The 26,173-nt window shown below is 60.3% G+C and carries 21 protein-coding genes; 11 read left to right on the top strand and 10 right to left on the bottom strand.

Translation table 11 applies throughout. The annotated features are described in order from the left end of the window. Nucleotides 1-7 precede the first annotated feature (7 nt). The 3 genes from AB4P97_RS00535 (at nt 8) to AB4P97_RS00525 (ending at nt 3,408) form a co-directional block, all read left to right on the top strand. On the top strand, nt 8-1,183 hold the full coding sequence (locus AB4P97_RS00535; RefSeq protein WP_042557748.1) for an alginate O-acetyltransferase: 1,176 nt from the start codon (nt 8-10) through the stop codon (nt 1,181-1,183). A gap of 14 nt (nt 1,184-1,197) precedes the next feature. Further along, on the top strand, nt 1,198-1,854 hold the full coding sequence (locus AB4P97_RS00530) for an alginate O-acetyltransferase AlgF (protein ID WP_042557747.1): 657 nt from the start codon (nt 1,198-1,200) through the stop codon (nt 1,852-1,854). A gap of 102 nt (nt 1,855-1,956) precedes the next feature. Further along, nucleotides 1,957-3,408: a mannose-1-phosphate guanylyltransferase/mannose-6-phosphate isomerase gene (locus AB4P97_RS00525; protein ID WP_042557746.1), complete on the top strand. Its 1,452-nt coding sequence runs from the start codon at nt 1,957-1,959 to the stop codon at nt 3,406-3,408. An 83-nt stretch (nt 3,409-3,491) separates the two neighbouring features. Here the strand turns inward: AB4P97_RS00525 and AB4P97_RS00520 are convergent, their stop codons facing one another. Then, nucleotides 3,492-6,314 carry an RHS repeat domain-containing protein gene (locus AB4P97_RS00520; RefSeq protein WP_395601944.1) on the bottom strand — a complete coding sequence of 941 codons (2,823 nt, stop codon included), beginning with the start codon at nt 6,312-6,314 and terminating at the stop codon, nt 3,492-3,494. A 182-nt stretch (nt 6,315-6,496) separates the two neighbouring features. On the opposite strand from AB4P97_RS00520, the gene AB4P97_RS00515 reads away from it, so the two are divergent. Together AB4P97_RS00515 and AB4P97_RS00510 are read left to right on the top strand one after the other, a co-directional pair. Beyond that, nucleotides 6,497-6,961: a hypothetical protein gene (locus tag AB4P97_RS00515; protein ID WP_047299822.1), complete on the top strand. Its 465-nt coding sequence runs from the start codon at nt 6,497-6,499 to the stop codon at nt 6,959-6,961. Nucleotides 6,962-6,997: 36 nt separating this feature from the next. Next, on the top strand, nt 6,998-7,822 hold the full coding sequence (locus AB4P97_RS00510) for an SDR family oxidoreductase (protein WP_115146322.1): 825 nt from the start codon (nt 6,998-7,000) through the stop codon (nt 7,820-7,822). 26 nt (nt 7,823-7,848) lie between these two features. Here the strand turns inward: AB4P97_RS00510 and AB4P97_RS00505 are convergent, their stop codons facing one another. Beyond that, nucleotides 7,849-8,730 (bottom strand): LysR family transcriptional regulator, encoded by an 882-nt coding sequence (locus tag AB4P97_RS00505; RefSeq protein ID WP_042557743.1) that lies wholly within the window; start codon nt 8,728-8,730, stop codon nt 7,849-7,851. A gap of 109 nt (nt 8,731-8,839) precedes the next feature. Between AB4P97_RS00505 and AB4P97_RS00500 the strand changes: the two genes are divergently transcribed. Together AB4P97_RS00500 and AB4P97_RS00495 are read left to right on the top strand one after the other, a co-directional pair. Beyond that, the gene (locus AB4P97_RS00500) at nt 8,840-10,210 is read left to right on the top strand and encodes an MFS transporter (protein ID WP_395601943.1); all 1,371 of its coding nucleotides are present in this window, start codon (nt 8,840-8,842) and stop codon (nt 10,208-10,210) included. After that, nucleotides 10,207-10,605, top strand: coding sequence for a nuclear transport factor 2 family protein (locus AB4P97_RS00495; protein WP_395601942.1), 399 nt, complete (start codon nt 10,207-10,209; stop codon nt 10,603-10,605). Before AB4P97_RS00500 ends, AB4P97_RS00495 begins: the two co-directional genes overlap by 4 nt. A gap of 143 nt (nt 10,606-10,748) precedes the next feature. Here AB4P97_RS00495 and AB4P97_RS00490 read toward each other — a convergent pair whose 3' ends face one another. The 4 genes from AB4P97_RS00490 to AB4P97_RS00475 form a co-directional block, all read right to left on the bottom strand. Further along, on the bottom strand, nt 10,749-11,615 hold the full coding sequence (locus AB4P97_RS00490) for an efflux RND transporter periplasmic adaptor subunit (protein WP_395601941.1): 867 nt from the start codon (nt 11,613-11,615) through the stop codon (nt 10,749-10,751). Nucleotides 11,616-11,625: 10 nt separating this feature from the next. Beyond that, nucleotides 11,626-11,826 carry a DUF1656 domain-containing protein gene (locus AB4P97_RS00485; protein WP_042557739.1) on the bottom strand — a complete coding sequence of 67 codons (201 nt, stop codon included), beginning with the start codon at nt 11,824-11,826 and terminating at the stop codon, nt 11,626-11,628. Then, nucleotides 11,816-14,008, bottom strand: a complete 2,193-nt coding sequence (locus AB4P97_RS00480) for an FUSC family protein (RefSeq protein ID WP_395601940.1) — start codon at nt 14,006-14,008, stop codon at nt 11,816-11,818. Before AB4P97_RS00480 ends, AB4P97_RS00485 begins: the two co-directional genes overlap by 11 nt. A gap of 141 nt (nt 14,009-14,149) precedes the next feature. Next, nucleotides 14,150-15,649, bottom strand: a complete 1,500-nt coding sequence (locus AB4P97_RS00475) for an efflux transporter outer membrane subunit (protein WP_395601939.1) — start codon at nt 15,647-15,649, stop codon at nt 14,150-14,152. Between the two features lie 292 nt (nt 15,650-15,941). Here AB4P97_RS00475 and AB4P97_RS00470 point away from each other — a divergent pair, with 292 nt between their 5' ends. From AB4P97_RS00470 to AB4P97_RS00460, 3 genes are all read left to right on the top strand, one after another. After that, a complete protein-coding gene (locus AB4P97_RS00470; RefSeq protein ID WP_042557736.1) occupies nt 15,942-16,910 on the top strand; it encodes a LysR family transcriptional regulator in 969 nt (322 codons plus the stop codon). Between the two features lie 411 nt (nt 16,911-17,321). Further along, a complete protein-coding gene (locus tag AB4P97_RS00465; RefSeq protein ID WP_395601938.1) occupies nt 17,322-17,696 on the top strand; it encodes a DUF6124 family protein in 375 nt (124 codons plus the stop codon). 1,129 nt (nt 17,697-18,825) lie between these two features. Then, entirely contained in the window at nt 18,826-19,800 is a 975-nt protein-coding gene (locus AB4P97_RS00460) for a D-glycerate dehydrogenase (RefSeq protein ID WP_042557734.1), read from the top strand. Nucleotides 19,801-19,914: 114 nt separating this feature from the next. Here AB4P97_RS00460 and AB4P97_RS00455 read toward each other — a convergent pair whose 3' ends face one another. Further along, on the bottom strand, nt 19,915-20,817 hold the full coding sequence (locus AB4P97_RS00455) for a DMT family transporter (protein WP_042557733.1): 903 nt from the start codon (nt 20,815-20,817) through the stop codon (nt 19,915-19,917). Nucleotides 20,818-20,956: 139 nt separating this feature from the next. Here AB4P97_RS00455 and AB4P97_RS00450 point away from each other — a divergent pair, with 139 nt between their 5' ends. Next, a complete protein-coding gene (locus tag AB4P97_RS00450) occupies nt 20,957-21,832 on the top strand; it encodes a helix-turn-helix domain-containing protein (RefSeq protein ID WP_395601937.1) in 876 nt (291 codons plus the stop codon). A 143-nt stretch (nt 21,833-21,975) separates the two neighbouring features. On the opposite strand, the gene AB4P97_RS00445 is transcribed toward AB4P97_RS00450, so the two are convergent. The 3 genes from AB4P97_RS00445 to AB4P97_RS00435 form a co-directional block, all read right to left on the bottom strand. Further along, nucleotides 21,976-24,405, bottom strand: a complete 2,430-nt coding sequence (locus AB4P97_RS00445; RefSeq protein ID WP_395601936.1) for a TonB-dependent siderophore receptor — start codon at nt 24,403-24,405, stop codon at nt 21,976-21,978. Nucleotides 24,406-24,619: 214 nt separating this feature from the next. Next, a complete protein-coding gene (locus AB4P97_RS00440; protein WP_395601935.1) occupies nt 24,620-25,609 on the bottom strand; it encodes a FecR family protein in 990 nt (329 codons plus the stop codon). Then, on the bottom strand, nt 25,606-26,172 hold the full coding sequence (locus AB4P97_RS00435) for an RNA polymerase sigma factor (protein WP_395601934.1): 567 nt from the start codon (nt 26,170-26,172) through the stop codon (nt 25,606-25,608). The genes AB4P97_RS00440 and AB4P97_RS00435 overlap by 4 nt, the downstream gene beginning before the upstream one ends. Nucleotide 26,173: the final 1 nt, after the last annotated feature.

Genomic DNA, 26,173 nt, shown 5'->3' with positions numbered 1-26,173 from the left:
ATCTGACATGACCCGCTCATTACGCATCTTCTACATAGCCCTGTTCCTGGTGACCCTGCTGGTCCTGGGTCTATGGTCGGTTCGCAGCTTCTTCGGCTTCAGCACCAACGCCGAAGCGACGGTGCTCAACGGTCGCTGGACCAAGGCTGTGGAGACTCATTACGACGAAGAGTTTCCGATCAAGCGCCTGGGTACCAACCTCTGGGCCGCGCTGGATTTCAAACTGTTCAACGAAGGTCGTCCGGGCGTCGTGCTCGGTCGCGATCAGTGGTTGTACAGCGATGAGGAATTCAACCCGATCGTCAACGAAGAGCTGAACCTGCAAGGCAATTACGCGCTGGTCGAAGGCGTGCGCCAAACCCTGAAAGACAAAGGCGTGAAACTGGTGATGGCGATCGTGCCGGCCAAGGTTCGTCTGTACCCGGAGCACCTGGGTGAAGTGAAACCGGCAAGCATTCACGCCAACCTTTACGAGGACTTCCACGCCCGGGTTGCGGCGGACAAGATCCTTGCGCCCGATCTGCTCAAGCCGTTGCAACAGGCCAAGCAGAACGGTCAGCAAGTGTTCCTGCGCACCGACACTCACTGGACGCCTGAGGGTGCCGAAGTTGCCGCCAACACCCTGGCCAAGACCATCGCCGACAAGTTCCCGCTCAGCGGCGAGCCGCAGCGTTTCGTCACCACGCCGGCGGAAAAGGTCACGCACAAGGGCGATCTGCGTCTGTTCCTGCCGCTTGATCCGCTGTTCGAAAACCTGATGCCGGCGCAAGAGCCGCTGCAAAAGCGCAACACCGTAGCCGCTGGCGAGCAACCTGGCGGTGATGACGCTCTGTTCGCCAACAGCGAAGTGCCGGTCGCGCTGATCGGCACCAGCTACAGCGCCAACCCGAACTGGAACTTCGTCGGTGCGCTGAAACAAGCGCTGCACAGCGACGTCGTGAGCTACGCCGAAGACGGCCACGGTCCGATCCTGCCGATGCTCAGCTACCTCAAAAGCGATGACTTCAAGAACAGCCCGCCACAGGTGCTGATCTGGGAGTTTCCTGAACGTTATCTGCCTGTGAACAACGAAATCGGTGACGCCGACCCGCAGTGGGTCGCAGAGCTTAAACAAGCCGGCGCACGCCAACAAAACGTAGCTGCAAACACTAAATCCGAGACGCCCGACCGGGCGCAAAACTGAAAGAGAGGTACACCATGACTTTCACTACAACTCCTCGCCGTCTCGCTAAAAGCTTCGCTCTGGTTGCTGGCCTCAGCGTGCTTTCCGTACCCGCCTTCGCGGGTGGCGATGCTGCCCTCTACGGCCCTACGGCGCCAAAAGGCTCGAGCTTCGTGCGCATCTATAACGCCAGCAACGCTGAAGTCAGCGCCACCGTTGGCAGCACCAACCTGAGCGATGTTGCGCCACTGGCCAGCAGCGATTTCAGCTTCATGCCGGGCGGCGACTACAGCGCCAAGGTCGGCAGTCAGACCCTGCCGGTGAAACTCGCCGGTGATCACTACTACACCCTGGTCAACAACGCTTCCGGCGCGCCGCAACTGATCGAAGAGCCGCCGTTCAAGAACAAGCAGAAATCCCTGGTGCGCGTGCAGAACCTCAGCGACAAGCCGCTGACCCTGAAGACTGCCGACGGCAAGACTGAAGTGGTCAAAACCGTGGCGGCCAAGGGCCGTGGCGAACGTGAAATCAACCCGGTGAAAGTCAGCCTGGCGCTGTACGAAGGCGACAAGAAAGTCGGCGACGTGAAGCCAGTCGCCCTGGAGCGCGGTGAAGCAGCGGTGCTGTACGTCACCGGTTCCGGCAGCAGCCTGTCGCCAGTCTGGGTGAAACGCCCGGTGTCGACGCGCTAATCGCGCGAGCTATCAGCTACAAGCCTCAAGCTGCAAGTGAAGTGCTTCTAACTCACCGCTTGCAGCTTGCAGCTCTCAACTGCATTTTATGGAGTAAACAATATGATTCCGGTGATCTTGTCAGGTGGTAGCGGCTCACGTCTTTGGCCGCTTTCGCGCAAGCAGTTCCCTAAGCAATTCCTCGCCCTGACCGGCGAGCACACACTGTTCCAGCAAACCCTGGAACGCCTGGTGTTCGAAGGCATGGACACCCCGATCGTGGTCTGCAACAAAGATCACCGCTTCATCGTCAACGAGCAGTTGGCCAACCGCAAACTCGAATGCCAGCGCATCCTGATGGAACCGTTTGGCCGCAACACTGCGCCAGCCGTGGCGCTGACCGCGATGATGCTGGTCAATGAAGGTCGTGACGAACTGATGCTGGTGCTGCCGGCCGACCACGTGCTGGAAGACCAGAAAGCCCTGCAACGTGCATTGGCCCTGGCCACCGTCGCTGCCGAAAACGGTGAAATGGTGCTGTTCGGCGTACCGGCGACCAAACCGGAAACCGGCTACGGCTACATCAAGTCCACCGCTGATTCGCTGCTGCCCGAAGGCGTCAGCCGCGTCTCGCACTTCGTCGAAAAACCTGACGTCAAACGCGCCACCGAGTACGTGCAGTCCGGCGGTTACTTCTGGAACAGCGGCATGTTCCTGTTCCGCGCCAGCCGCTTCCTTGAAGAGCTGAAAAAGCACGACCCGGACATCTACGACACCTGCCTGCTGACCCTTGAGCGCAGCGAGCATGACGCCGACACCGTCACACTGGACGAAGCCACTTTCTCCTGCTGCCCGGACAACTCCATCGACTACTCCGTCATGGAAAAAACCCAGCGCGCCTGCGTAGTGCCACTGAGCGCAGGCTGGAGCGATGTCGGCTGCTGGTCGTCGCTGTGGGAAGTCAACGAGAAAGACGCCAATGGCAACGTCACCAAAGGTGATGTGGTGATTCAGGACAGCAAGAACTGCATGATCCACGGCAACGGCAAACTGGTGTCGGTGATCGGTCTGGAAAACATCGTTGTGGTCGAAACCAAGGACGCGATGATGATTGCCCACAAGGACAAGGTCCAGGGCGTCAAGCAGATGGTCAACACCCTCAACGAGCAGGGCCGCAGCGAAACGCAGAACCACTGCGAAGTCTATCGTCCGTGGGGTTCATACGACTCGGTGGACATGGGCGGGCGTTTCCAGGTCAAGCACATCTCGGTCAAACCGGGCGCGTGCCTGTCGCTGCAAATGCACCACCACCGCGCCGAACACTGGATCGTGGTCAGCGGCACTGCCGAAGTGACTTGCGATGACAACGTGTTCCTGCTCTGCGAAAACCAGTCGACCTACATCCCTATCGCCTCGGTGCATCGCCTGCGCAACCCGGGCAAGATCCCGCTGGAAATCATCGAAGTGCAGTCCGGTTCGTACCTGGGTGAAGACGATATCGAGCGTTTCGAAGATATCTACGGCCGCTCCACCCCGATCGAGCGCGGCGTGTCGGTGAAAACCATCGCGCAGTAAACGATCCGCAAAACAAGAAGCCCTCGCCCTGCCTGTTGCGTTCCCTATCCGCAGCGGGTTGGGCGGGGGCTTTTTTCCGGCAATCACTTGCCTTTATTTCGGAACGCCATCAACAACCCTGGGTACGAATCGGCGTTATGCAAAATCACATTTCTTCGAGCCGCCAGATTTGACTTGAACAACGTCAGTCGTTGCGCAGCTGATGTCACTGCCCCCCCTCCAGATGCCGCTTGGAATCCATCTATGATTCTTTTGTAATCGGCGCGTCCATTGCCGGGCATTTTTGCTTCATCTGGCCCATCCTCAATTCTTTCGGCGGACGTTAGCAACGCGGTCAACGCAAAGTTTTCGATATCTTGTTCGGATGCTTGCTCCGATAACTTACCGATCCTCAAATACCAAATGTCATCAACCCTTTGGGGGCTACTGTAGGTGTACATCGCATGGGCGGATTCATGGACAAGCGTGCGCGCCAAGCTAAAAACATGTGCACTCTCTACATGATCGCGACTCAACCAGATCTGTTTCTTTTGCGTGTTGTTAGAGACGGTTCGTCCTACAGCATGATTGGAGAGCTTTTGCACAAGGCTCAGGCGCCAACTGTCTGCACCTTTTAGCTGCTGCATGTAGCTACCCAAGCGTTGCAGTGACCCCAGCAGGGCCGTGCGCAATTCTTCTGATTCGTTTCGATTGGCTGCGTACTCGGCTCCGAAAACCAAGTTGAGATACTTCTGTGATGACGCGCTCAAGTCTTTCGAAGACAGCGCAGATTGCGCGTTCTGAATCCAGCTCAGGCCCTCATCCAACCCCGCCACAACCTTCTCATGCAAAGGTTGGGGAAAATAATCCAGCCCTCGAGCATCGAAGTGCATGCCTTGATTCAGTGCATTCGTTTCCGACTCGTTCAAGACGTCAAACCTTGGCGATTCGGTGACTGAGCTACCCTGCGTGCCCTGCTCGTCCCGATAGACAAGGGGGGAATTATTGACCATCTGGTACAGGTTCAATCCGTCCACTCCACCCAAAGGGTCCGGATTCAACCAGCGTTGTAACCACGGCATGTAATAGCGATAGCCGTAGTAATACAACCCGGTCGCATCGCGCTCTTTGCCCGAATAACCAACCGTTTGGTAACTGACCTCCGTCTTGGCACTCCAAGCCGTCTCGCCAAATGGATAAAAGGTTTCCTGACTGATAAGCCGGGTATCCTCGGCCAGCTCCAGACAGGTCGACCCGAGGTGATCGGTAAAGTTGAAGCGATAACGGTCATTGCTGCCATCGGGTGGAGTACTTTCCCAGTGAAGAACATTGACGCTGTTAAGCCCCGACTGTGCCGTGATGACCTGCAACACCTCACCTGCGCTATCTATGCGCAACTCCAGCCCTGGCAGGTATCGCACCTGAGCAACCACCACGCGTGCATTCGTGTGCAATTCACGCGTCTTGCGCACACGCTGTCCGCCACCGTCGTAAACGTATTGCTCGATGTCATTGAGCCCACTGGCCCGTTCCACCGGCGTGACCGACTGCAACTCATTACGCAGATCCCACGTCAACGAGCGCCCTGCTTCCAGCGCCCGCAGATTTCCACGGGGATCGAACGCTGCAGCGATTTGCTCTTCCGTGGGCGGTACGTCGTTGCGATAAGGCAGGCAGCGATTGCTGCAGCGCGCGGCTTTGAGCTTTCGTCCGCTGCGCATACCCACATGCTTGAGCTCCAGCAGGTTGCCGGATTCATCGTAGCGATAGCTCTGGCGGTAATTGCTCGACGCCGCCGGATCATTGCGATGCAGAGACTCAGGCCCCTGACTCGCGGCCCCCGCCTCCCACCCGGTTGCCTCGCTCAGTTGGTACAGACTGTCGTACGTAAACCGGCTGACGGGGTCGATACGCTGATTGGCGAAATAACGAATCGGCAGTGCCTTGTCCTCAATGCTCAGCACATTGCCCACCCGGTCATATTCGTAGCGAAGGAGCTGCAACGCCGCGCCGTTGGCCTTTACAGCGCTGCGCTCAAGCAGGCGACCATCTTCGGGCCGATAGGTCAGTGCTGTCAGCACCCCGTTGCCCGCCAACTCCTGCGTGACTTGTCCGTCAGCGTTGTGGGCTATATCAGAGACCAGCGTTTGCGGCCCGGTTTGATGTTTCAGTTGCAGATGACTGGCGCGTAGACGGCCATCGAGGGTGAACTCGCTGAAATGCCGATTGCCCCGAGCATCGATCTGTTCGATCACCTGGCCCTGTGGCCCGAAACGCCATCGGGTCGTAGCGCCCTCGCCGGGCTCCAGCAAGCGTGCCCGTTCATCAATCGGTTCGGGCCAGTCCGGGAGAACGGGATCCAGGGTGAAATGTCGATTGTTTTCGCTGCATTGGCCGCTGATGGAAAAGCTTTCGAACAGCAGACTGCCCGCCGGATCATCATGGCGAAGCAACTGGCCGAGCTGGTTGCGGGTCGGGTCAGCCGTATCGGGCTGGCCATACATGAAACGCTCGACGCATAGCCGAGGTTGCGATTCGCCTTCCTCAAACACCGCCAACGGACGCAGCATCAGATCGTGTTGCGTTTCGCGACGAGTGCCACGACTGTCCCAATCGAACAGCACGTGCGCGCCCACACCGTGCAAGGCGATCTGCATGCCGGCATCAACGCTGTCCGAGCGCAGCACCTGGCCATTCAGCAAATACACCGAGGTCAGATTGGCCGGAGTCTGCGGATCGCTCATGTGCAGCGACCATAAACGTGGATCCCACTGGGCGACAGCGCGCCCGGCTACGTCATGCAGCGTGCGGTTGATGCGGGTTTGCGCAGGTTCAACCGCCTCGGTGCGCCAATAGTCGACCGTACGAACCGGCAACCCACGCGGGTCGTGCGCCGAAAGCGTCGGTGTTCTGCTGTGCACGTTCATGTGGTTGCTCCGCACGGTCGCGACGTCCCTTTCGTCTGTCGGCATCAAAGCAGTCGGACGGCATGAATGCCTACTGTCAGAAATTACAGTTCCGACCAACGGTGCATTCGCTTGCGCAACGAATGTCTATTGGGGCGTCCCTTAGGTAGGATGGTGTGCAAGAGTTCAAGGAGCGTTCAAACATGTTCATCGGCGTCCTGCTGGTCATCACCTGGCTGGTCCTGTTGCTGCGCTATCCCGCCAAGGCTTTACCGGTTTCGGTAGCAGCGGCCGTCGGTCTCGCGCTGGTGGCGATGTGGGTGGTGTGGCTGGACAACCGCGAGGTCAAGCAACTGGCACGTCTGGAACTGCGCATCAGCTATGCGCCCGAACAATGCCCGGCAGATCGACCGCTGCAACTGAAGATGAACAACGGCAACGACGTCCCGCTGACCGAACTGCGCTGGCGCATCGCGGCCTACGCACCGGGCGATACCGTCAATCTGGCCGATAACCAATACACCGCGCCACGCTATCGCGGCCCCGGCGAATTGCAGGCTGGCGGCAGTTGGGAAGATTGCCTGCCGATGCCGCCCCTGCGGCCCGGTTATCGCCCACAAACCCTGGAGTTTCGCGCCGAGCGATTGCAGGGCAGCTTCTCCGACTGATCCCCTTCCCCCACCGTTTTGCACAAGGAACGCGCCATGCCTGTTGCGTTGATCACCGGTTGTTCCAGCGGCATCGGCCGCGCCCTGGCGGATGTTTTCACAAGCGCCGGTTACGAAGTCTGGGCCACCGCGCGCAAGTCTGAAGATGTCGCCGCGCTGACATCAGCCGGGTTTATCGCGGTGCAGCTAGACGTCAATGACGGCGCGGCACTGGAGCAACTCGGCGAGCGAATCAATCAGCAACACGGCGGCCTCGATGTGCTGATCAACAATGCCGGTTACGGCGCCATGGGCCCGCTGCTCGACGGCGGCGTGCCCGCCATGCAGCGTCAATTCGAAACCAACGTGTTCTCGATTGTCGGCGTCACCCGCGCACTGTTTCCGGTGCTGCGCCGGGGCAAAGGGCTTGTCGTGAATATTGGCAGTGTGTCCGGTGTTCTGGTCACGCCATTCGCGGGTGCCTACTGCGCCTCGAAAGCCGCCGTACATGCCTTGAGCGACGCGTTGCGTATGGAGCTGGCACCGTTCGGCATCCGCGTGATGGAAGTCCAGCCTGGGGCGATTCAGTCGAGTTTCGCAAAGAATGCCGGGCATGAGGCCGAGCAGTTGATCAACGAGCAGTCACCGTGGTTTCCCCTGCGTGAAGGCATTCGCGCAAGGGCCAAGGCGTCGCAGGACAAACCGACGCCGGCCAGCGAATTTGCGGCGCAATTGCTGAAGGCTGTGCAACAAAGCAAACCGCCGCGGTTGATCCGCATCGGCAATGGCAGCCGGGCATTGCCGATGCTGGCGGCTTTACTGCCAAAAGGTTTGCTGGAATCGACGTTGATGAAGCGGTTCGGCTTGCGTGGGCAACTCTGAGACCGGGTTGAGCCCATCGCGAAATCTCAACCCCAGCCCTTCATGAAATCAATGAACGCCCGCACTTTAAGCGGCAAATGCCGGGTGTCCGGGTACAGCGCGTACACGCCTTGCTGAGCAAAACGGTAGTCCGCCAACAAGCGCTGTAACCGTCCGGCGTCGAGATCTTCCTGGATCAGCCACTGCGGCAGAATGGCCACGCCCTGCCCGGTCAATGCAAATGCTCGCAGCGTTGCCGAGTTGTCCGCGACGATCGCGGTCGTCCCCGGTTTTGGCTGATAGAAATGCTCGCTGCCAGCCGGGTCGGTGACCGTCATTTCCGGTACGCGTCCATGCCCCAGTGTCGGCATCGACTCCAGCACTGCCAGGGTGCTGACGGGAGCGAACTGCTCGACCAACGCCGGCGCCGCCACTGCAAACACCTCGAACGTCGACAACTGCACCGCGCGCAGATTGGAATCGTGCATGCGCCCGAGGCGAATCGCCAGATCAAAACGTTCAGAGATCAGATCGGCGTGGGTCGAGGAAGTGGACAGGTGAATATTCAATTGCGGCTGCTGCTGACGGAACACTTCCAGCGCCGGCACCACCTGCGCCAGAGCAAATTCCACGGTGGTGGTGATGCGCAACGTGCCCTTTAGCTGTGAGTGCTCGGAACGGGCCTCCTCGATCGCCAGTCGCGCTTCATCCAGTGTGCGCAAACAGCGCCGATAGAAGCGCTCGCCGGCATCGGTCAGCGCCAGTTGCCGGGTGTTGCGGGTGAGCAACGTGACGCCCAGTTCCTCTTCCAGCCGTTTGAGGTTGAAGCTCACCACCGCTCGCGTCTGCCCAAGCGTATCGGCGGCAGCGGTCAGCGACCCGGCCTCGACCACGGCTTTAAAGGTGTCAAAACGGTCCAGGCTGACCATGTACACGGCACTCCTTGTCAAAATTATTTTGACAAACTAGCAGCCAAACCAGCGTTTTCCTATCGCCAGAAGCGCCCTACCCTGCACGCCTCATCACAGGGAAGTCGCCATGGCCTATCGCTCAAAAGTCGCGCTGGTGTATCTGCTGGGGTTCGCCCTCGATCTGCTCAACATGTTCGCCGCCAGCATTGCCTACCCGGACATCGCCCGGCAGTTGCACGCCTCGGTGACGCAACTGGCGTGGATCACCAACGCCTACATGCTCGGGCTGACGCTGATCATTCCGATGAGCGTGTGGCTGGCGGCACGCGTCGGCGAGCGACGGCTGATCCTTGGCTCGTTGCTGGTGTTCGCCATCGCGTCCGGACTGGTAGCTCAGGCCGGGTCGATTGAGAGCCTGATCGGCTGGCGGTTGCTGCAAGGGCTGGGGGGCGGATTGCTGCTGCCGGTCGGTCAGGCCTTGGCCTATCGAGAGTTTCCTGCGACGCAGCGCGCGCACTTCACCGGTGTGGTGCTGCTGGTGGCGCTGATGGTGCCGGCCTTGTCGCCGGCGGCCGGTGGACTGATTGTTCAAGCGCTGTCGTGGCGCTGGATTTTTTACCTGAACATGCCGATGGCGCTGCTGGCGTTCGGACTCGGCCTGCTTTGGTTGAAGCCCGACCAACCCACCCGCGAACGACCGACACTGGACGCACGCGGCCTGCTGTTGGCCGTGTCGGCCCTGAGCCTGTTGCTGATTGCCGTAAGCCTGGCAAGCGCAACCGCAACCCGCCACCTGGCTGGCGCCGTGCTGCTGCTCAGCGTCTTAACCTTGTGCGTGTACATACGCGATGGCTGGCGAAAACCTGGTGCGGTTCTTGACCTGCAACTGATCAAGAACCCGTCATTGCGTCTGGCCATGCTGATCTACCTGTTTGTGCCGGGCATCTTTACCGGCACCAACATGCTTGCCGTGCTGTACCTGCACGACCTCGGTTTCGGTGCGGCGCAAACCGGTGCACTGATGCTGTCCTGGGCGGCGGCTTCGGGACTGGCGATCATGCTTGGCAAACGCAGCTTCAACCGAGTCGGTCCCAAGCCGCTGCTGATCGCGGGAATGCTTTTGCAAAGCCTGGGCATTGTCACGCTGATGCAGATCGAACAGCCCGCAGCTGGCCCGTTGATCCTCGCCTATGCCCTGATGGGCCTGGGCGGCAGCCTGTGCAGCGTCACCGCGCAGACCCTGGCGTTTGTCGGCATGAGCGCGGAAAAAATGGGTCACTCCAGCGCCCTCTGGAACATCAATCGCCAGCTCGGTTTCTGCCTCGGCGCGGCGCTGCTCAGTTCATTGCTGGGCGCCTTGGGCGCCAACGGTTTCAAATATTGTTTTCTCGCCGCCGCGCTGCTCACGCTCTTGCCGATGGCCGCCGTGCTGCGTTTCGATGCGAGCAAAGTGCTCGCGCTGCTGAACTCACCTGCCCTTCAGGAAAAATCCACATGACTGACCACACCGACTACTTTGCCGAAGTTATCGAAGCGCACGAGGCCATCGAACGATGGTTTGCAGTGGCAGAGGACGAGACCGCTCTGGAGCGATTACTGACACGCTTTTCACCCCGGTTTTCAATGATTACGCCGCTGGGTCGAGTGCTTGATTTCGAAGCCTTGCGGGGATTGTTTCAAAAGGCCGGAGGCAAGAAGAACGGGTTCAGGATTGAGCTCAGCGAACTGCGCGCGATTGCGTTGCACGACCGTGGCGCGACGGTGTGTTACCGAGAACAGCAGACGGATGCGAGCGGTTTGCACACGGACCGGCGCTCGACGGTCGTGTTTGAAAAACTCGATTCCGGGCGGCTGGTCTGGCTGCATTTGCAGGAGACGTTTTGCGGCGTTTAGACGTTCGGCATTTTCTTGCAGGACCGAGGCGTCCGCATCGCGGGCAAGCCCGCTCCCACAGGTTTTGCGGCGCTCTCAAAATCTAGTACACGACAGACTCTGTGGGAGCGGGCTTGTCCGCGATGGCCGCGACTCGGTCTGCCCTAGTTGCCCACACTGTCCTGCTTGACCACAACCGTACAAGTAATCCCCGCCGCCAACAGCACACCCTCCGGCACTTCATCGATGTGAATGCGCACCGGCACCCGCTGCGCTAACCGGACCCAATTGAACGTCGGATTCACATCGGCAATCAGCTCGCGGCTTTCAGGGTTGTCACGGTCGTAGATGCCGCGGGAAATACTTTCCACATGGCCCTTCAACACTTCGCCGCTCATCAGTTGCATGTCGGCCTTGTCGCCGACGCGCACATGCGGCAGTTTGGTTTCTTCGAAGAAGCCGTAAACCCAGAACGAGTTCATGTCGACCACGGCCATTTTTGCCTCGCCGATGCGCGCGTAGTCGCCGCGATGCACATTGAGGTTGGTCACGTAGCCGTCCACCGCCGCGCGCACTTCGGTGCGTTTGAGGTTGAGTTCGGCGGCTTCCAGTTGCGCCTGCGCGTGTTGATAATCGGCCAGTGCGGCGTCTGCGATGTTGCTGGCGTCGTCGCGGTTTTCCCTGGAGATCACCAGCGCATCCATGTCGGCGCGACGATGCGCGTTGACCTTGCGCATCTCCCATGTCGACTTGCGTGAAGCGACCAGCGACTGCGCCTGTTTCACCGCGATGCGGTAATGCTCCGGGTCGATCTGCATCAGCAAATCGCCCTTCTTCACCAATTGGTTGTCGCGCACCGGCACGTTCACCACTTCACCGGTGACGTCGGCGGCGACGTTGATGATATCCGCCCGCACCCGGCCGTCGCGGGTCCACGGCGTGTCCATGTAATGCACCCACAAGGTCCGACCAATCCACAGCGCAAGGGCCAGCACCAGCAGGGTCGCAAGCAGGCTGAAAAACTTTTTCATCAGGACGTTCTCAACGGTAGACAGTCAGCGACATCGCGCCGAACAGACAGGTAAACAGACTCAGGCGCAGCAGCGCCGGGTGCCAGAAGAAGCGGTACAGATCGAACCCCGACAAAAACCGGTCCACCGCCCAGGCCAAGGCCGCGGCGATGAAAAACATCAGGGTCATGGTTGGCATGTACACGCCGTGGAAGGCGATTTCACGAGGCATGGGCAAGTCCTTCGGGCTTGGCGGGCGCGAGCATGGCAAGCGGTGATTGCGGGTCGAGCAAGGACGTGCGGATAAAGTGCAGATAGCTCTTCACCCGACGCAACGCCGAGGTATCGAAGTGCGGCGCGAACGGTTCATCGGTGGCCGCGACACGACTGATCGCGTGGTCGACCGCGACCAGTGCGCGCTCCAGATTGCTGGCGTTGGGGTACAGAAACAGACGCACCAGTGCACGCCCCATAACGCGGATTGCCTGACGCCACGGCTGCGACTCGGCGTACGCCGGATGCACCGGCAGAATCGCCTGTTCCTTGCGCAACTCGATGATCGCGTGGCCGACTTCAAGCACCACGAACATCCAGCGCAGCAGACTCTTTTGTACCTTCGGCTCACCGGCCGCCAGACCGTAGGCCTGATGCAGCAGATCGCGGGTCCGGCTCTCGAAACTCGAGGCCAGCCCTTTGAGTTTGCCGCTGATGGCATAGACCACTTGCCCGCGCAGATCCTGCTCCAGCCGTTGCCACAACCAGCGGCTGTTCGGCGGCAGAATAATCGCCCCGGCAGCCGCGCAGACCAGCATGCCGATGACCATGGCGATGTAGTCATTGATGAAGGTGTACGGGTTGTAGACCGTGAGGTTGTCCGGCACGGAACCGGTGCTGAAGAAGATCAGCAAACCGAGACCGACACCGGCGTATTGCGGCCGCGACGTAAGAAACGAGCCGAGCACGATCACCGGCGCGAGCATCACGCACAGCAATGGAAAACCGTCGATCCACGGAAAGATGAAAAACATCTCGAAGAAGCCGATCAGCGCGCCGAGGAACGTCCCGCACGCCATCTGGAATGCCATGCGTTTCGGGTTTGGCGTAGCGGCGGACAGGCCCACCGTTGCGGCGGCAATCAGGGTCATGGTCGCGCCGCTCGGCCAAGCGGTGGCCACCCAATAACTGCCCAGCACGATCAGGATGAACGAGGCGCGAATCCCCGACGCCGCCGCTGCCCACCAGTTGGTTTGCGGGGTGAACGGCTCGTCCCAACGCTCGCGCTCGTGACGGTGATCGGCCAAGGACGCGTGGGTCTGTGCATAACTGTGCAGGTCATCGACGAAGCGATAGAGCAACTCGTAAGCGGTGTGGAAATCCAGTTGCTCGGCGTCGCTCGGCTCACTCTCCTGAAACGTCGCGCGCAGGCTACGCACCCGCGCTGGCAGTCCTTCTTTATAGGTCGCAAGCGCGGTCGCCAGGCGTGCGGCATCGGGACTGGTCAGGGCACGACCGCTGAAGCTGTCGAGCACTTCGGCCAGGTCCTGCAGACCCGGCCTGATTGCCGCCACGACGTGTTCCTCGCCATTGCCGCGCAGACGCTCAAGCAATTGGTGCAGGGCATTGAAGCGCGTGGTGATGCCCATGAACTCACTGTTCAAACGGCTGAGGCGACCATTGCGCCGGCGCATGTGCGGGTCTTCGAACACGGTCACGCTGCGCAGCCCTTCCAGCCCCACCGCTTCGGCAATGAAGCGTACGTTGGTCGCCTCAAAGGATTCGGTTTTGCTACGCCCGCGCAAGCCATCGGTGACGAACAGCGCGAATACACCGAAACGCTGATACAGAGCGTTGCGCATCGCCGCGCTGGCGGTTTGCGGCAGGATCGCGGCGCTGACTACGGTGGCGCAGAGAATCCCCAGTGAGATCTCCAGAACCCGCCACACAGCGGCCATAAACGCGCCGTCGGGGTGCGCCAGCGCCGGCAACCCGACCATTGCGGCGGTGTAACCCGCCAGCACGAATCCATAGGCGCGGAAGTTACGGCAACGCGCGGCACCCGCCGAGCAGATGCCGACCCAGATCGCCAGCGAGCCGAGGAACAGTTCGGTGTTCTGCGCAAACAGCGCGATCAACGTGACCATCATCGCCGAGCCGGCCAGCGTGCCCAGAAAGCGATAGAAACTCTTGGCGAAAACCTGTCCGCTTTGCGGCTGCATGACGATGAACACGGTGATCATCGCCGTGCGCGGTTGCGGCAATTCCAGACGCATGGCCAGCCACAGGGTCAGGAACGCTGCAAGCAACACCTTGAAGATATAAACCCAGGTCACGCCATCGCTGCGCGCCCAGTCAAAAAAACCGCGGCGCCATTCCAGGGAGTAGAGCCAGCGCAGAGGTGCGGGCAAGGAAGTCATTCAAATGTGCTCAATGAGATTCGGTCTGGTCGCAGAACCTGTGGGAGCGAGCCTGCTCGCGAATGCGTTTTCATATTCAACGTTGATGTCGACTGATAAACCGCTTTCGCGAGCTGGCTCGCTCCACATTGGGTCGTGTGTTCAATGCAGGAGAGCCGGGGGTTTCGGGGCTCGGGTTTTTTCGGCACTCGGCACGTCATTCCCCGCACCCAGCCCACCACCCAGCGCCGTCACCAATTGCGCATGCGCACTCAAGCGTGCCGCCTGCACCTGCTGTTGCACTTGCTGCTGTTTGAACAGCAACGTTTGTGCGTTGAGCACGTTGAGGTAATCGGTGAGGCCGCGCTGATAAGCGATCATCGCGATGTCGTAAGTCTTCTGCGCGGTGGCCACGGATTCGGCGGCGAACCCTTGCTGCTTGTCCATCGACTCACGGCGAATCAACTGGTCGGAAATATTCTTGAGCGCATTCACCAGTGTCTGGTTGTAATGCGCCACAGCGATGTCATAACCGGCCGACGCTTCACCCAGTTCGGCACGCAGTCGCCCGCCATCGAAAATCGGTAACGAGATTGCCGGGCCCACGTTGTAATTGAGTTTCTTGCCGGTCAAAAACTCCAGCGCCCCACCGCCAGTGGCCATGAAACCGAGGCTGCCGACCAGGTCGACGTTGGGATAAAAACCGGCGTGCGCCACATCGATGCCACGCGCCTGCGCCGCCACTTGCCAGCGGCTGGCGACCACATCCGGACGCTGACCGAGCAATTGCGCGGGCAGTGCCGAAGGCAGCTTCAGCGCCGCACCAAGGGACAGCGTCGGCCGCTGCAATTGCGCGCCCGCCCCCGGCCCTTTGCCTGCCAGTGCGGCGAGCTGATTGCGACTGAGGGCGATCTCTTCGTCCAGCGCATCGAGTTGCCGATGGGTCTCCGGCAACGGCGTTTGCGCCTGGCTGACTTCAAAGTGCGTGCCGATCCCGCCGTCCAGACGCTTTTGCGCCAGATCGAGAATCTGCTGTTGCTGCGCAAGCGTGGCCGCGACGATGTCGCGCTGGGCGTAATGCAGCGACAGCGCGATGTAGGCGCGCACGATGTTGTTCTGCAACTCCAACTGCGCCAACCGCGCCTCGGCAACGCTCATGTGCGCCAGATCCACCGCTCGTTCGCTGGTGTTGCTTTCGCGGCCCCAAAGGTCGAGGGCGTAGCTGAAACCCAGCGCGGCGTTGTTGTCCCAAGTGGTGGTATTGGCCAGCTCGCCCGGGCCGTAGAACTGATCAGTCGGCCAGTTGTGGCGCTTAAGGGTCGACTCGCCATTGATCTGCAATGACTCGGCTGCTTCAGCGACACCGGCCATGGCTTTGGCCTGACGCACCCGCGCGGCGGCCATGGCCATGCTCGGGCTGCCTTGTATGGCGAGGTCGATCCAGCGGTTCAGTTGCGGGTCGCCGTAGGCTTGCCACCATTGTGCGGCGGGCCAATTGGCGTCACGGGCGGCGTGGGCGATGGCGTCGTCGGTGACCAGTGCATTGGCTTGCAGTGCCTTGCCCTGCGGGGAAATACCTTCGGTTGATAAGCAGCCGCTGAGACCCAGGGCGAAAGCCAGAACACTGAGCGGCAAAAGCGCTCTGTTGATGCGACGCGGCACAGCTGCGAATTCCTGAGAAGGGGATATGGCGGGACATGTTTTATGTAGGAGCTGCCGAAGGCTCGGGCCGCGATCGGACGATCTTTTGATCTTGATCCCTTAAAACAAAATCAAAAAATCGCAGCCTGCGGCAGCTCCTACAGGGAACGGCGCAATTCTAGGTGGGCGCCTTGGCCGCGATAAGCTGGGAATCCTGTGAATCTTTGTTACCGTTAACGAGATAATCCCTTGGTCGGGGGTTTCGACCCCGAAACTTCGTGTCACAATTTGCCATCTCCCTTGAGAGCACCCCATGGACACTTTGCAAAACATGCGCGCCTTCAGTTGCGTGGCCGAAGCCGGCAGCTTCACCGCCGCCGCCGTGCAACTCGACACCACCACCGCCAACGTTTCGCGCGCGGTCTCCAACCTGGAAGCCCACCTGCAAACCCGACTGCTCAACCGCACGACCCGGCGCATCGCCCTGACCGAGGCCGGCAAGCGTTATCTGCTGCGCTGCGAACAGATCCTCGCCTACGTCGAAGAAGCCGAGGCAGAAGCCAGCCAAGCCCACGCCCGCCCGGCCGGACAGCTGAAAGTGCACACCATGACCGGCATCGGCCAGCACTTCGTCATCGACGCCATCGCCCGCTATCGCAAGACACACCCCGACGTGACCTTCGACCTGACCATGGCCAACCGCGTGCCAGACCTGCTCGATGAAGGCTACGACGTCTCCATCGTCCTGGCGCGCGAACTGCCGGACTCGGGCTTCGTCTCGCAGCGTCTGGGCATCACCTACAGCATCGTTTGCGCCTCACCGGCCTACGTGAAAGCCAACGGCTGCGCGCAAAAGCCCAGCGACCTGCTCAACCACGCCTGCCTGCGCCTGGTCAGCCCGGTGATCCCGCTGGAGAAATGGGCGTTCGACGGCCCGGAAGGTCAGGAAATGGTCACCATCAACAGCTCACCATTCCTGGTGAACTCCGCCGACGCGATGAAAACCGCAATCATCAGCGGCATGGGCGTCGGCGTCCTGCCGGTGTACGCCGCCATCGAAGGCCTGCGCAACGGCACGCTGGTGCGGGTGATGCCGAACTACCGCTCGCAGGAACTGAACCTGTACGCGATCTACCCGTCGCGCCAATACCTGGATGCGAAGATCAAAACGTGGGTCGAGTATCTGCGCGGCTCGCTGCCGGAAATTCTCGCGGCACATCAGGCGGAATTGTCGGCCTATGAGCTCAGCGGCAGCCTCGCCGGAGCGCGCGTCGCCAATTGATTTTCAACACACCGTGAAACCTTTAGGAGCTGCCGCAGACTGCGATCTTTTGACCTTGATGTTTAAAAATCAAAAGATCGCAGCCTACGGCAGCTCCTACATTTCTGGGTTTTCGCGGAAGTTTCCGACGTGTTTTGAAGGTTGTCCGTCGGAAGTGCGGTGGATAGGCTTTGGGTGTCGCTGACGAATCAGCGACCGGGTCTGGAAAACCCGATTTCAACTACCAAAGCTCATGGCATACTGCGGCGCTTTTTCTGCTCACGATGTTATGGCGGCTGTGCGCGGGAGGCCCTTGGGCCTGCCGGTTTTGGTGAGTTGGCCGGTTTTTCCAGTCCGCGCACGGCTGCCACCCTTACGTCTGGAAAACGAAAAGTGGCGGCTTCAACTCAACTTGCCATGAGTATGTTCCCCATGAAAAAGCCAACACCAAATCCGCCCGAAACGGATAACACCTCCCCCTACGAATCCCCCGATTCGAAGAAATTCCACGAAGCCGCCGAGCGCGCCCTCGACCACTACCTCAAACCCAATGCCCTGGCGCTGCGCTTCCACAAACCCAGCACCATGTTCCAGGTCGCGCCCGATCAAGACAACGAAAGCCTGCTGGTCCACGCCTGCGAATCACTGGCACAAGCCAGCCTCATGACCAGCGACATCGCCGCCTACATCGACCTCCCGCAACGCCGCACAATACTGGCGATTCAGCAGATCATCATGCTGGCGGAACTGGCCGTGAATCGCGTCCTGGATAACGTCGACATCCCCCAACCCGCGCCACACAGCTGACCCCTTGCAGGAGTGAGCCTGCTCGCGATTGCAGGCTCACTCCTACAATGTGAATCGCATACAACCTGCTAAAAATCGATCGGCTGTCAGGCCGCCATCGCTGGCAAGCCAGCTCCCACATTTGAAAGGAGTACATCCGCCAAAGACCGGTCGGCTGTCAGGCCGCCATCGCTGGCAAGCCAGCTCCCACATTTGAAATGAGTACACCCGCCAAAGACCGGTCGGCTGTCAGGCCGCCATCGCTGGCAGGCCAACTCCCACATTTGAAATGAGCACACCCGCCAAAGACCGGTCGGCTGTCAGGCCGCCATCGCTGGCAAGCCAGCTCCCACATTTGAAAGGAGTACATCCGCCAAAGACCGGTCGGCTGTCAGGCCGCCATCGCTGGCAAGCCAGCTCCCACATTTGAAAGGAGTACACCCGCCAAAGACCGGTCGGCTGTCAGGCCGCCATCGCTGGCAAGCCAGCTCCCACATTTGAAAGGAGTACATCCGCCAAAGACCGGTCGGCTATCAGGCCGCCATCGCTGGCAGGCCAGCTCCCACATTTGAAACGAGTACATTCGCCAAAGACCGGTCGGCTATCAGGCCGCCATCGCTGGCAGACCAACTCCACACAAAAGCAACAGCAAGATCAAAAGATCGCAGCCTTCGGCAGCTCCTACAAAGGAGGCAAGGACAACCCGCACGCGGCGAATGCCGCCCCACTCAACAGGATGAGCGTTAGCTCGGCTGCAGCTCTTGATCTTGATCCACGGGCGACGTCGGAAGGCTGAGCGGAGGGATTGATCCGGGGGTGGGAGCGCAGCGACCGTTTGGCGAAGCCAAACACATCGAAAGGAGGTGCAGCGAAGCAAACCGGAAGCGATGCCCCCGGATCGATCCCGGAGCGAAGGAACCCCGAGCCCCAGCGAGCGGGCCGCACGTAGGAGCAAGCGTTTTTTTGCTTACTTTTTTTAGGCGTTTGTAAAAAAAGTGAGTCGCCGTAAGGGCGAAACCTCAAGCCGCCATAACAAACAAAACGGATATGCCCCCCCACCAAACCCTGGTCGGCCCAAAGGCCGCCAAGACACCCCAAAACAAAAAATGTTAGCTTGCTTGGCATCAAGCCCGAACAAGAGCCAAAAACGATGAAAAAAACAGTCCTGGCCTTCAGCCGCATCACCCCAGCCATGATCGAACGCCTGCAACAAGAGTTCGACGTCATCGTCCCCAACCCGAAGGCCGGTGACATCAACGCCCAATTCAACGAAGCCCTGCCCCACGCCCATGGCCTCATCGGCGTCGGCCGCAAACTCGGCAAGGCCCAACTCGAAACCGCCGCCAAACTCGAAGTGGTCTCAAGCGTGTCGGTCGGCTACGACAACTACGACCTCGACTACTTCAACGAACGCGGGATCATGCTCACCAACACCCCGGACGTGCTCACTGAAAGCACCGCCGACCTCGCCTTCACCCTGATCATGAGCAGTGCTCGCCGCGTCGCCGAACTCGACGCCTGGACCAAGGCCGGCCAATGGCAAGCCAGCGTCGGCGCCCCGCTGTTCGGCTGTGACGTCCACGGCAAAACCCTCGGCATCGTCGGCATGGGCAACATCGGCGCCGCCGTCGCCCGCCGGGGTCGGTTCGGTTTCAACATGCCGATCATCTACAGCGGCAACAGCCGCAAGACCGAACTTGAGCAAGAACTCGGCGCACAATTTCGCAGCCTCGACCAACTCCTGGCCGAAGCCGACTTCGTCTGCCTGGTGGTGCCACTCAGTGACAAGACCCGCCACCTGATCAGCCATCGTGAACTGGCCCTGATGAAGCCGAGCGCGATTCTGGTCAACATTTCCCGTGGCCCGGTGGTCGATGAACCGGCACTGATCGAGGCGCTGCAAAACAACCGCATCCGCGGTGCCGGCCTCGACGTCTACGAAAAAGAACCGCTGGCCGAGTCGCCATTGTTCCAGCTGAAAAACGCCGTGACCTTGCCGCACATCGGCTCGGCCACCCATGAAACCCGCGAAGCCATGGCCAATCGCGCCCTCGCCAACCTGCGCAGCGCGCTGCTCGGCGAACGCCCGCAGGATCTGGTCAACCCACAGGTCTGGCGCGGATAAAAAACAGGCCGAGTGCTCTGCAGCACTTGCCCGTTCATTTTCCCGAAACATCTGACTTGCAACCTGATCGCCACGCCTAAAAGTTGAGCGCTGAACGCGCAGCGCTCACGGGTTTCAGGCCAGTTTGCCCTGGCTCGGCAATACGGATGTGCGTGGTTTGCGAAACACCAGCACATTGCCCAGCATCACCAATACCAGGCCCGCCAGCGCCGGCGCCGTCCATTGATAACCTTCGGCAAATGCCGAAACGTTCAACGCCACCACCGGGAACAGCACTGTGCAATACGCTGCACGTTCGGGCCCCATTCGCCCGACCAGCGTCAGGTAGGCGGTGAAGCCAATCACCGAGCCGGGAATCACCAGGTACAACAACGCACCGACATATCGCGGGCTCCAGTCCATTTCGAACGGGATACCTTTGACCAGACACCACACCGACAGCATCGCGGCACCGTAAGCCATGCCCCAGGCGTTGGTGGTCAGCGGTTTGAGCCCGGCCTTCTGTTGCAGGCTCGAGAGCATGTTACCCGCCGAGAAACACAACGTACCGCACAGTGCCAGGCCAAGACCGAGCAAGGTTTGCGGCGTAGCCTGATGGCCGGCCAGTTCCGGCCAGAACAACAGGCCCAGGCCGAACAACCCCAATCCCCCACCCATCAGCACATTGCGGGCAATGCGCTGACCGAAGAACACCCGTGCATTGAGCGCATTCCATAAGGTAGCGGTGGAAAACACCACCGCCACCAGACCGCTGGGAATCCACTGGCTGGCGGTCAAAAAGCACATGAAGTTGACGCAGAACAGACACACGCCCTGCGCCACGCAGATCAGGTGCCCGCGCCGGTTCATCGGTTGCAACCGTCGGCTGAGCAGCAACAGCGCAAACAGCACCAGCGCGGCCAGGCCAAAGCGATAGACGATCGACACGGGAATCTCCACCACGCCCAATTGCCATTTCAAGGCAATCCAGGTGGTGCCCCAGATCAGCACGGTCAACAGATACAACGACAGGTTCATGATGGACACTCCTCAATTGATTTCCAGTGTCCGCTGCGGCCTGGAGGCCGCGCTTGCATAAACTTGCGCTTTTGTCGGCCGACTGGCTGGCAGCGCGAAGGCGACGGAGTAGGATGCAAGTCGTTGAAGAGAACCGATCATGGCCACCATCGAAAACCTGCAAGTCTTCCAGGCACTTAACCGCTCGCCGAACGCATGCCTTGTGCACAGCGCCGAGCTCGGTGACGGCTTGTCTGCGGCCCTGTGGACCAATCACCACGACGCCCAGGAATACGAAGCGCCGAGCCATCACACCCTTTCGTGCTATATCGCCGGTGGCACTGGCACGTTTCGTCGCGGTCAGCCGGGCCACAAGGGCGGGCCGGATAAGCTGTGCATCCTGCCGGCGGATCACGAATCAGGCTGGGTGATCAATGGCGATATCCGCCTGGCGCACCTGTATTTCAGCGCCGAACAATTTGCCCTCGGTTGTGTGACGTTGCTCGATCGCGAGCCACGCGAGATGCAACTGCGCGAGCAGACCTTCCTCGAAGACCCGCAGCAAGCGCAGCGCTTTCGGCAATTGCTGAACCTGAACTGGGACGAACCCGCCGAGCGTTTGCTTACCAGCAGCATCGCCCATGAATTGATCAGCCACACCTTGCTCAGTCAGGTCGGTGCCCGGCAGAGTTTACGTTTGAAAGGCGGGCTGGCACCGCACCAACGCCGGCAACTGGTGGACTTCATCGACAGTCAGCTGGCCGAGCCGATCAGCCTGGGGCAACTGGCCGGGTTGTGCGCGTTGTCGGAGTATCACTTTGCGCGAATGTTTCGCATGAGCTTCGGGCTGCCGCCGCATCAATACGTGCTGGCCCGGCGCTTGAGTCGGGCGCGGGAGTTGTTGCGGGGGACGGCGTTGCCATTGGGTGAAATTGCCTTGGCGTGCGGGTTTGCCAGTGCGAGTCATTTCACCAATCGTTTCAGGCAGGTGTTGGGTGGGACGCCCGGCGAATATCGGCAGGCGTTTTTGCGTTAGATCAGTGATTTTCGCTGTCTGTCAGGGCCTCATCGCTGGCAAGCCAGCTCCCACAAAGTCTTCAGTCGCTCAAGAAATATGTGCTCGACCCAGATCCTTGTGGGAGCTGGCTTGCCAGCGATGAACGATGACGCGGTTGCGGATCAGAACTCCAGGGTGCTGGACAACGAAACCTGCCGCGAATCCCCCATCGACACAAAGAACCGGCTCGCCGACGAGGTGTAATAAGTACGGTCGAACAGGTTCTTCACGTTGAGCTGAAACTTGACCTTCTGCCCTTCGATTTTGGTGTCGTAAGTGGCGAAAGCGTCGGCCACGGTGTAGCTCGGCAGATCGAAATCATTCACCGCGTTACCCGCCCGCTCACCGACGTAGCGCGCCCCGGCGCCAACGCGCAACTGATCGCCGCCGATCACGCTGCCGAAGTCATACACCGCCGACAATGAGCCGCTGTTCTTCGCCACGTTTTGCAAACGCTTGCCCTTGTATTCCGGGTCTTCGGTGACTTCGGCATCGGTGTAGGCGTAGCTGCCGATCATGCTCCAGCGGTCGCTCAACTGACCGGTCATGTCCACTTCCAGACCCCGGGAGCGCACTTCACCGGCCGCGCTGTAAATTGTCGTCGGGCCTTCGGAATTCGCCACCAGCACGTTGCGTTTCTTGATGTCGAACAGCGCGATATTGCCAGTGATGCGCCCCGGCATGTCCAGCCGCGCACCCAGCTCCCACGACTTCGCTTCTTCCGGCGCGATGCTGCCGTCGAGCACGGTGCTGCTGCCGCTCAGCGGAGCGATGGTCGAGTTGGGCTTGAACGATTCGGTGTAGCTGCCGTAGAACGACAACTCGTCGGTATAGCGATACACCAGACCGGCGCGTGGCACCCACTTTTGCCCGTTGCTGTCGGTGTTGGCCTTGAACGGCACGCCTTTGCCGGCGTACTGGTCGTATTCCTGAAAACGCCCGCCGGCGACCAGAATCCACTGGTCGTTGAGGTGGATGGAGTCCTGCAAAAAGACCGAGTCGCTGCGCAGTTCATCGGTCTGAGCGCTGTCGGCGGCGCTGACCGTGGAGCCCTCGACTTCACGCCCATACACCGGGTTGGTGTAGCTGAAGGTGCTCAGGCTTTTCTGGCGGATCAGGTCGGCGCGGTAGATCTTGCGGTACTCGTCATCGACGCCGAACACCAGGTCATGCTGCATGCCCAGCACGTTGACTTTGCCTTCAAAGCTGGCGGTGGTGAAACGGTCGGTGCTGATCGCGCCGTGGGTGCCGTCCATGTTGCGGGTCAGCGTGCCGTTTTGGGTGTTTATGGCGGTCACGCGGACCTGGCTGGCGTCGTAGGTTTCGCGGTTCCAGCTGTAGCCGAAGTGGGCTTTCCAGTCGTCGTTGAGTTCGTGATCGGCTTCGAAGTGATACAGATCCGAACGCCCTTCCATGTCGTTGAACGGCTCGTCGAGACGCTGCTTGCGCGAGATGTCCAGCGGGTGATTGGTGCGCGGATCGATCAGCGTGCCACGGTCGAACGGGGTGAGAAATTCGCGATGTTCATAAGCGAATAACAGCTGAGTACGTTCGCCATACCAGGCCAGCGAAGGGGCGATCAACGTTTCCCGATGAGTGCCGAAATTGCGCCAATAATCTTCGTCGACATGATCCACCACCATGCGATAGGCCAGCCCGGAATCGCCCAGTGCGCCCGTGCTGTCGAAGGTGCCGCCGCTGCCGTTCTTGCCGTCGCCGTAGGTCGAACCGGTGTAGGTCAAGGCGTTGTATTGCGTCAGTTCAGGTTTCTTGCTGACCAGATTGACCACGCCGCCCGGGTCCTGAATGCCATACAACAAGGAAGCCGGACCTTTGAGCACTTCGACGCGATCGACCGTGGCGTTCATGCCACGCCCCTGCACGATCGGCATGCCGTCGCGCATGATCGAGCCGTTGCGGTTATCACCGAAGCCGCGGGTCATCACCGAATCCTGGGTGCTGCCCAGCGTGTTGCCTTGGGTGATGCCGCTGACGTTGGCCAGCGCGTCGTCGAGATTGCGCGGCGCCTGATCGCGAATGACCTGCGCCGGGATGACATTGACGGTCTGCGGGATTTCCTGAAGCGAGGCCGAGGAACGCATCACCGAACTGGTTGGCGGCGGCTGGTAACTCGTCGACTCATCGCGCATCGAGGTGATGGTGGTGGCGCCCAGATTCAGCGCGCCTTCGGTGGGCTGCGGCTCAAGTGCCAGGGTGTGACTGTCGGTGCGGCGAAAGCTCAGGCCGGAACCGGCAAGCAGACGTTGCAGCGCTTGTTCTGCATTCATCTGTCCATTGACGGCTGGCGCGGTGAGGCCGTACGGCGCTTCATCGGTGTAGACCACGCTTTGCCCGGTGACACGGCTGAAGTCGCTCAGGGCTTGCGGCAACGGTTTGGCAGCCAATGCGAAATTGAATTGCTTTTGCGCCTGGCTGCTGACGGTTTCAGCGCCGAACGCGACGCTCATCGGCAACAGCGCCAATGCCGATAAACTTAACGCCGAAACGCCCAACCATTGTTTGACCGAACCCGATTTTGCCCTGGACTTCATTGCTCAATGACCTGTGTAGAACCGCAACGGATGCGAATGACTCGCAGTTTCAGTCACTACACGGATGGGGCTCGGGTTTACCTCACTATATTTCTGAAATTATTTTTCGAGAGATGTGTTGTCTGGTCTGACGCCTTCGCGAGCAGGCTCGCTCCCACAGGAGATCGCATTTCAAAATGTGGGAGCGAGCCTGCTCGCGAAGAGGCCGGCAACGTCAGCGCAGAATTATCAGTTGCCCCAAAACCCGATGCTGCTCAAACCCCAAGACTCCTTGCAGGGAATTGAGCACTGCCTGCGGATCCTTGCTCGGGAAACTGCCGCTGACCCTGCGCGCCGCCAGCTCATCGTTGAGCAAGACAATCCGCCCCGGGTAATAGCGGCGAAGATCCTGCACCACATCCGCCAGCGTCGATTTGTAGTAAGTCAGCCAGCCCTGGCGCCAGGCCAGTTGCGCCTCGCTGTCCACGGCATGCAGTTTTTCCGCAGTCCCATCACCGTAAGCCACTTGCTGGCCGGCGGTGAGAATCTGCTGCTCGCCCCCTTGATCGGCCGTCACGCCGACGCGCCCGGACAACACCGTCACCTGCGCCCCCTGGGGTTGCAGACGCACTTCGAATTGCGTCCCAAGCACCCGCGCCTGGCCCTTCTCGGCCTCGACCACAAATGGATCGCCCGTGTGCGTGACGCTGAAAAACCCGGCGCCGCGACGCAACCGCACATGGCGCTTGCCCTGGCTGAAATCCACGGCAATGGCACTGTCGGCGTCCAGCGTCACTTGCGATTGATCGGCGAGGGTTACGGTGCGGACTTCGCCCGGTGCAGAAACATAGTCGGCATTGAGATCATCCAGCCAACGCTGCGGTTGCCAGCCCGTTCCGAAGCTGATCATCAACAACAGACACGCGGCCATTGCCAACCCGCCGGACCAGCGCAAGAGCGGCGGACGACGCGTGCGATCCATAACGTTGAGATAGCCTTGCAGCGCGAAAGCCTCTTCATCGGCCAACGTTTTCGCCGGGCTTTCACTCAATTCCCAGATTACCTGCGCCTGGGCGTAAGCCTCGGCATGGGCGGGGTCGGCGCGCAGCCATTGGCTGAACGTGAGTTGATCCCCTGCGCTGGGCCGATCATGCAACAGGCTCAGCCAGGCAAAAGCGGCCTGTTCCTGGGCGGGCGTCGGAGTGACGCAGTCGGTGTGCTTCACGGTGCTTTCCCTGGCGTGCGTGGCGCGGGTTCGCGCAGGCTGGCCTTGCAGGCCTCGAGGGCGCGCATCATATGTTTTTCCACGGCGCTTTGGGACAGGCCCATGGCTTTGGCGATGTCCGCGTACTTGCGACCGTGTATTCGATTGAGCAAAAAGATCTGCCGGGTGCGTTCGGGCAAGGCGCGCAACGCCGCTTCGACATGGCGCAGATCATTACCGGCTTCGAGCGCTGCTTGTGGTTCGCTGCCGTGGCTGTCCGGCTCGTCGGGTTGCCAACCTTCGTTGACGCGCACCCGCGTGCCTTCACTGCGCAAATGGTCGATGGCGATGTTGCCGGCGCAGCGCAACAGGTAGGTGCTGAGTTCCTCGACCTGTACCAGCGGCCGGCGCCAGAAACGCAAAAACAGATCCTGCACCAGATCCGCCGCCGTCGCCCGGCAGCCAACGCGGCGGCTCACCAGCGCTTCCATCTGTGAACGCTGGGAGAGGAACACCTGAAGAAAATGCGCACGCGCGCCAAGCGGCTGGTCGTCGCGCGATTCCGGGGGATGACCGATCAGCACG

The organism is Pseudomonas sp. A1230, assembly GCF_044218825.1.
Classification (GTDB): Bacteria; Pseudomonadota; Gammaproteobacteria; order Pseudomonadales; family Pseudomonadaceae; genus Aquipseudomonas; species Aquipseudomonas iridis.
This window is presented reverse-complemented; position numbering and strand designations above follow the sequence as displayed.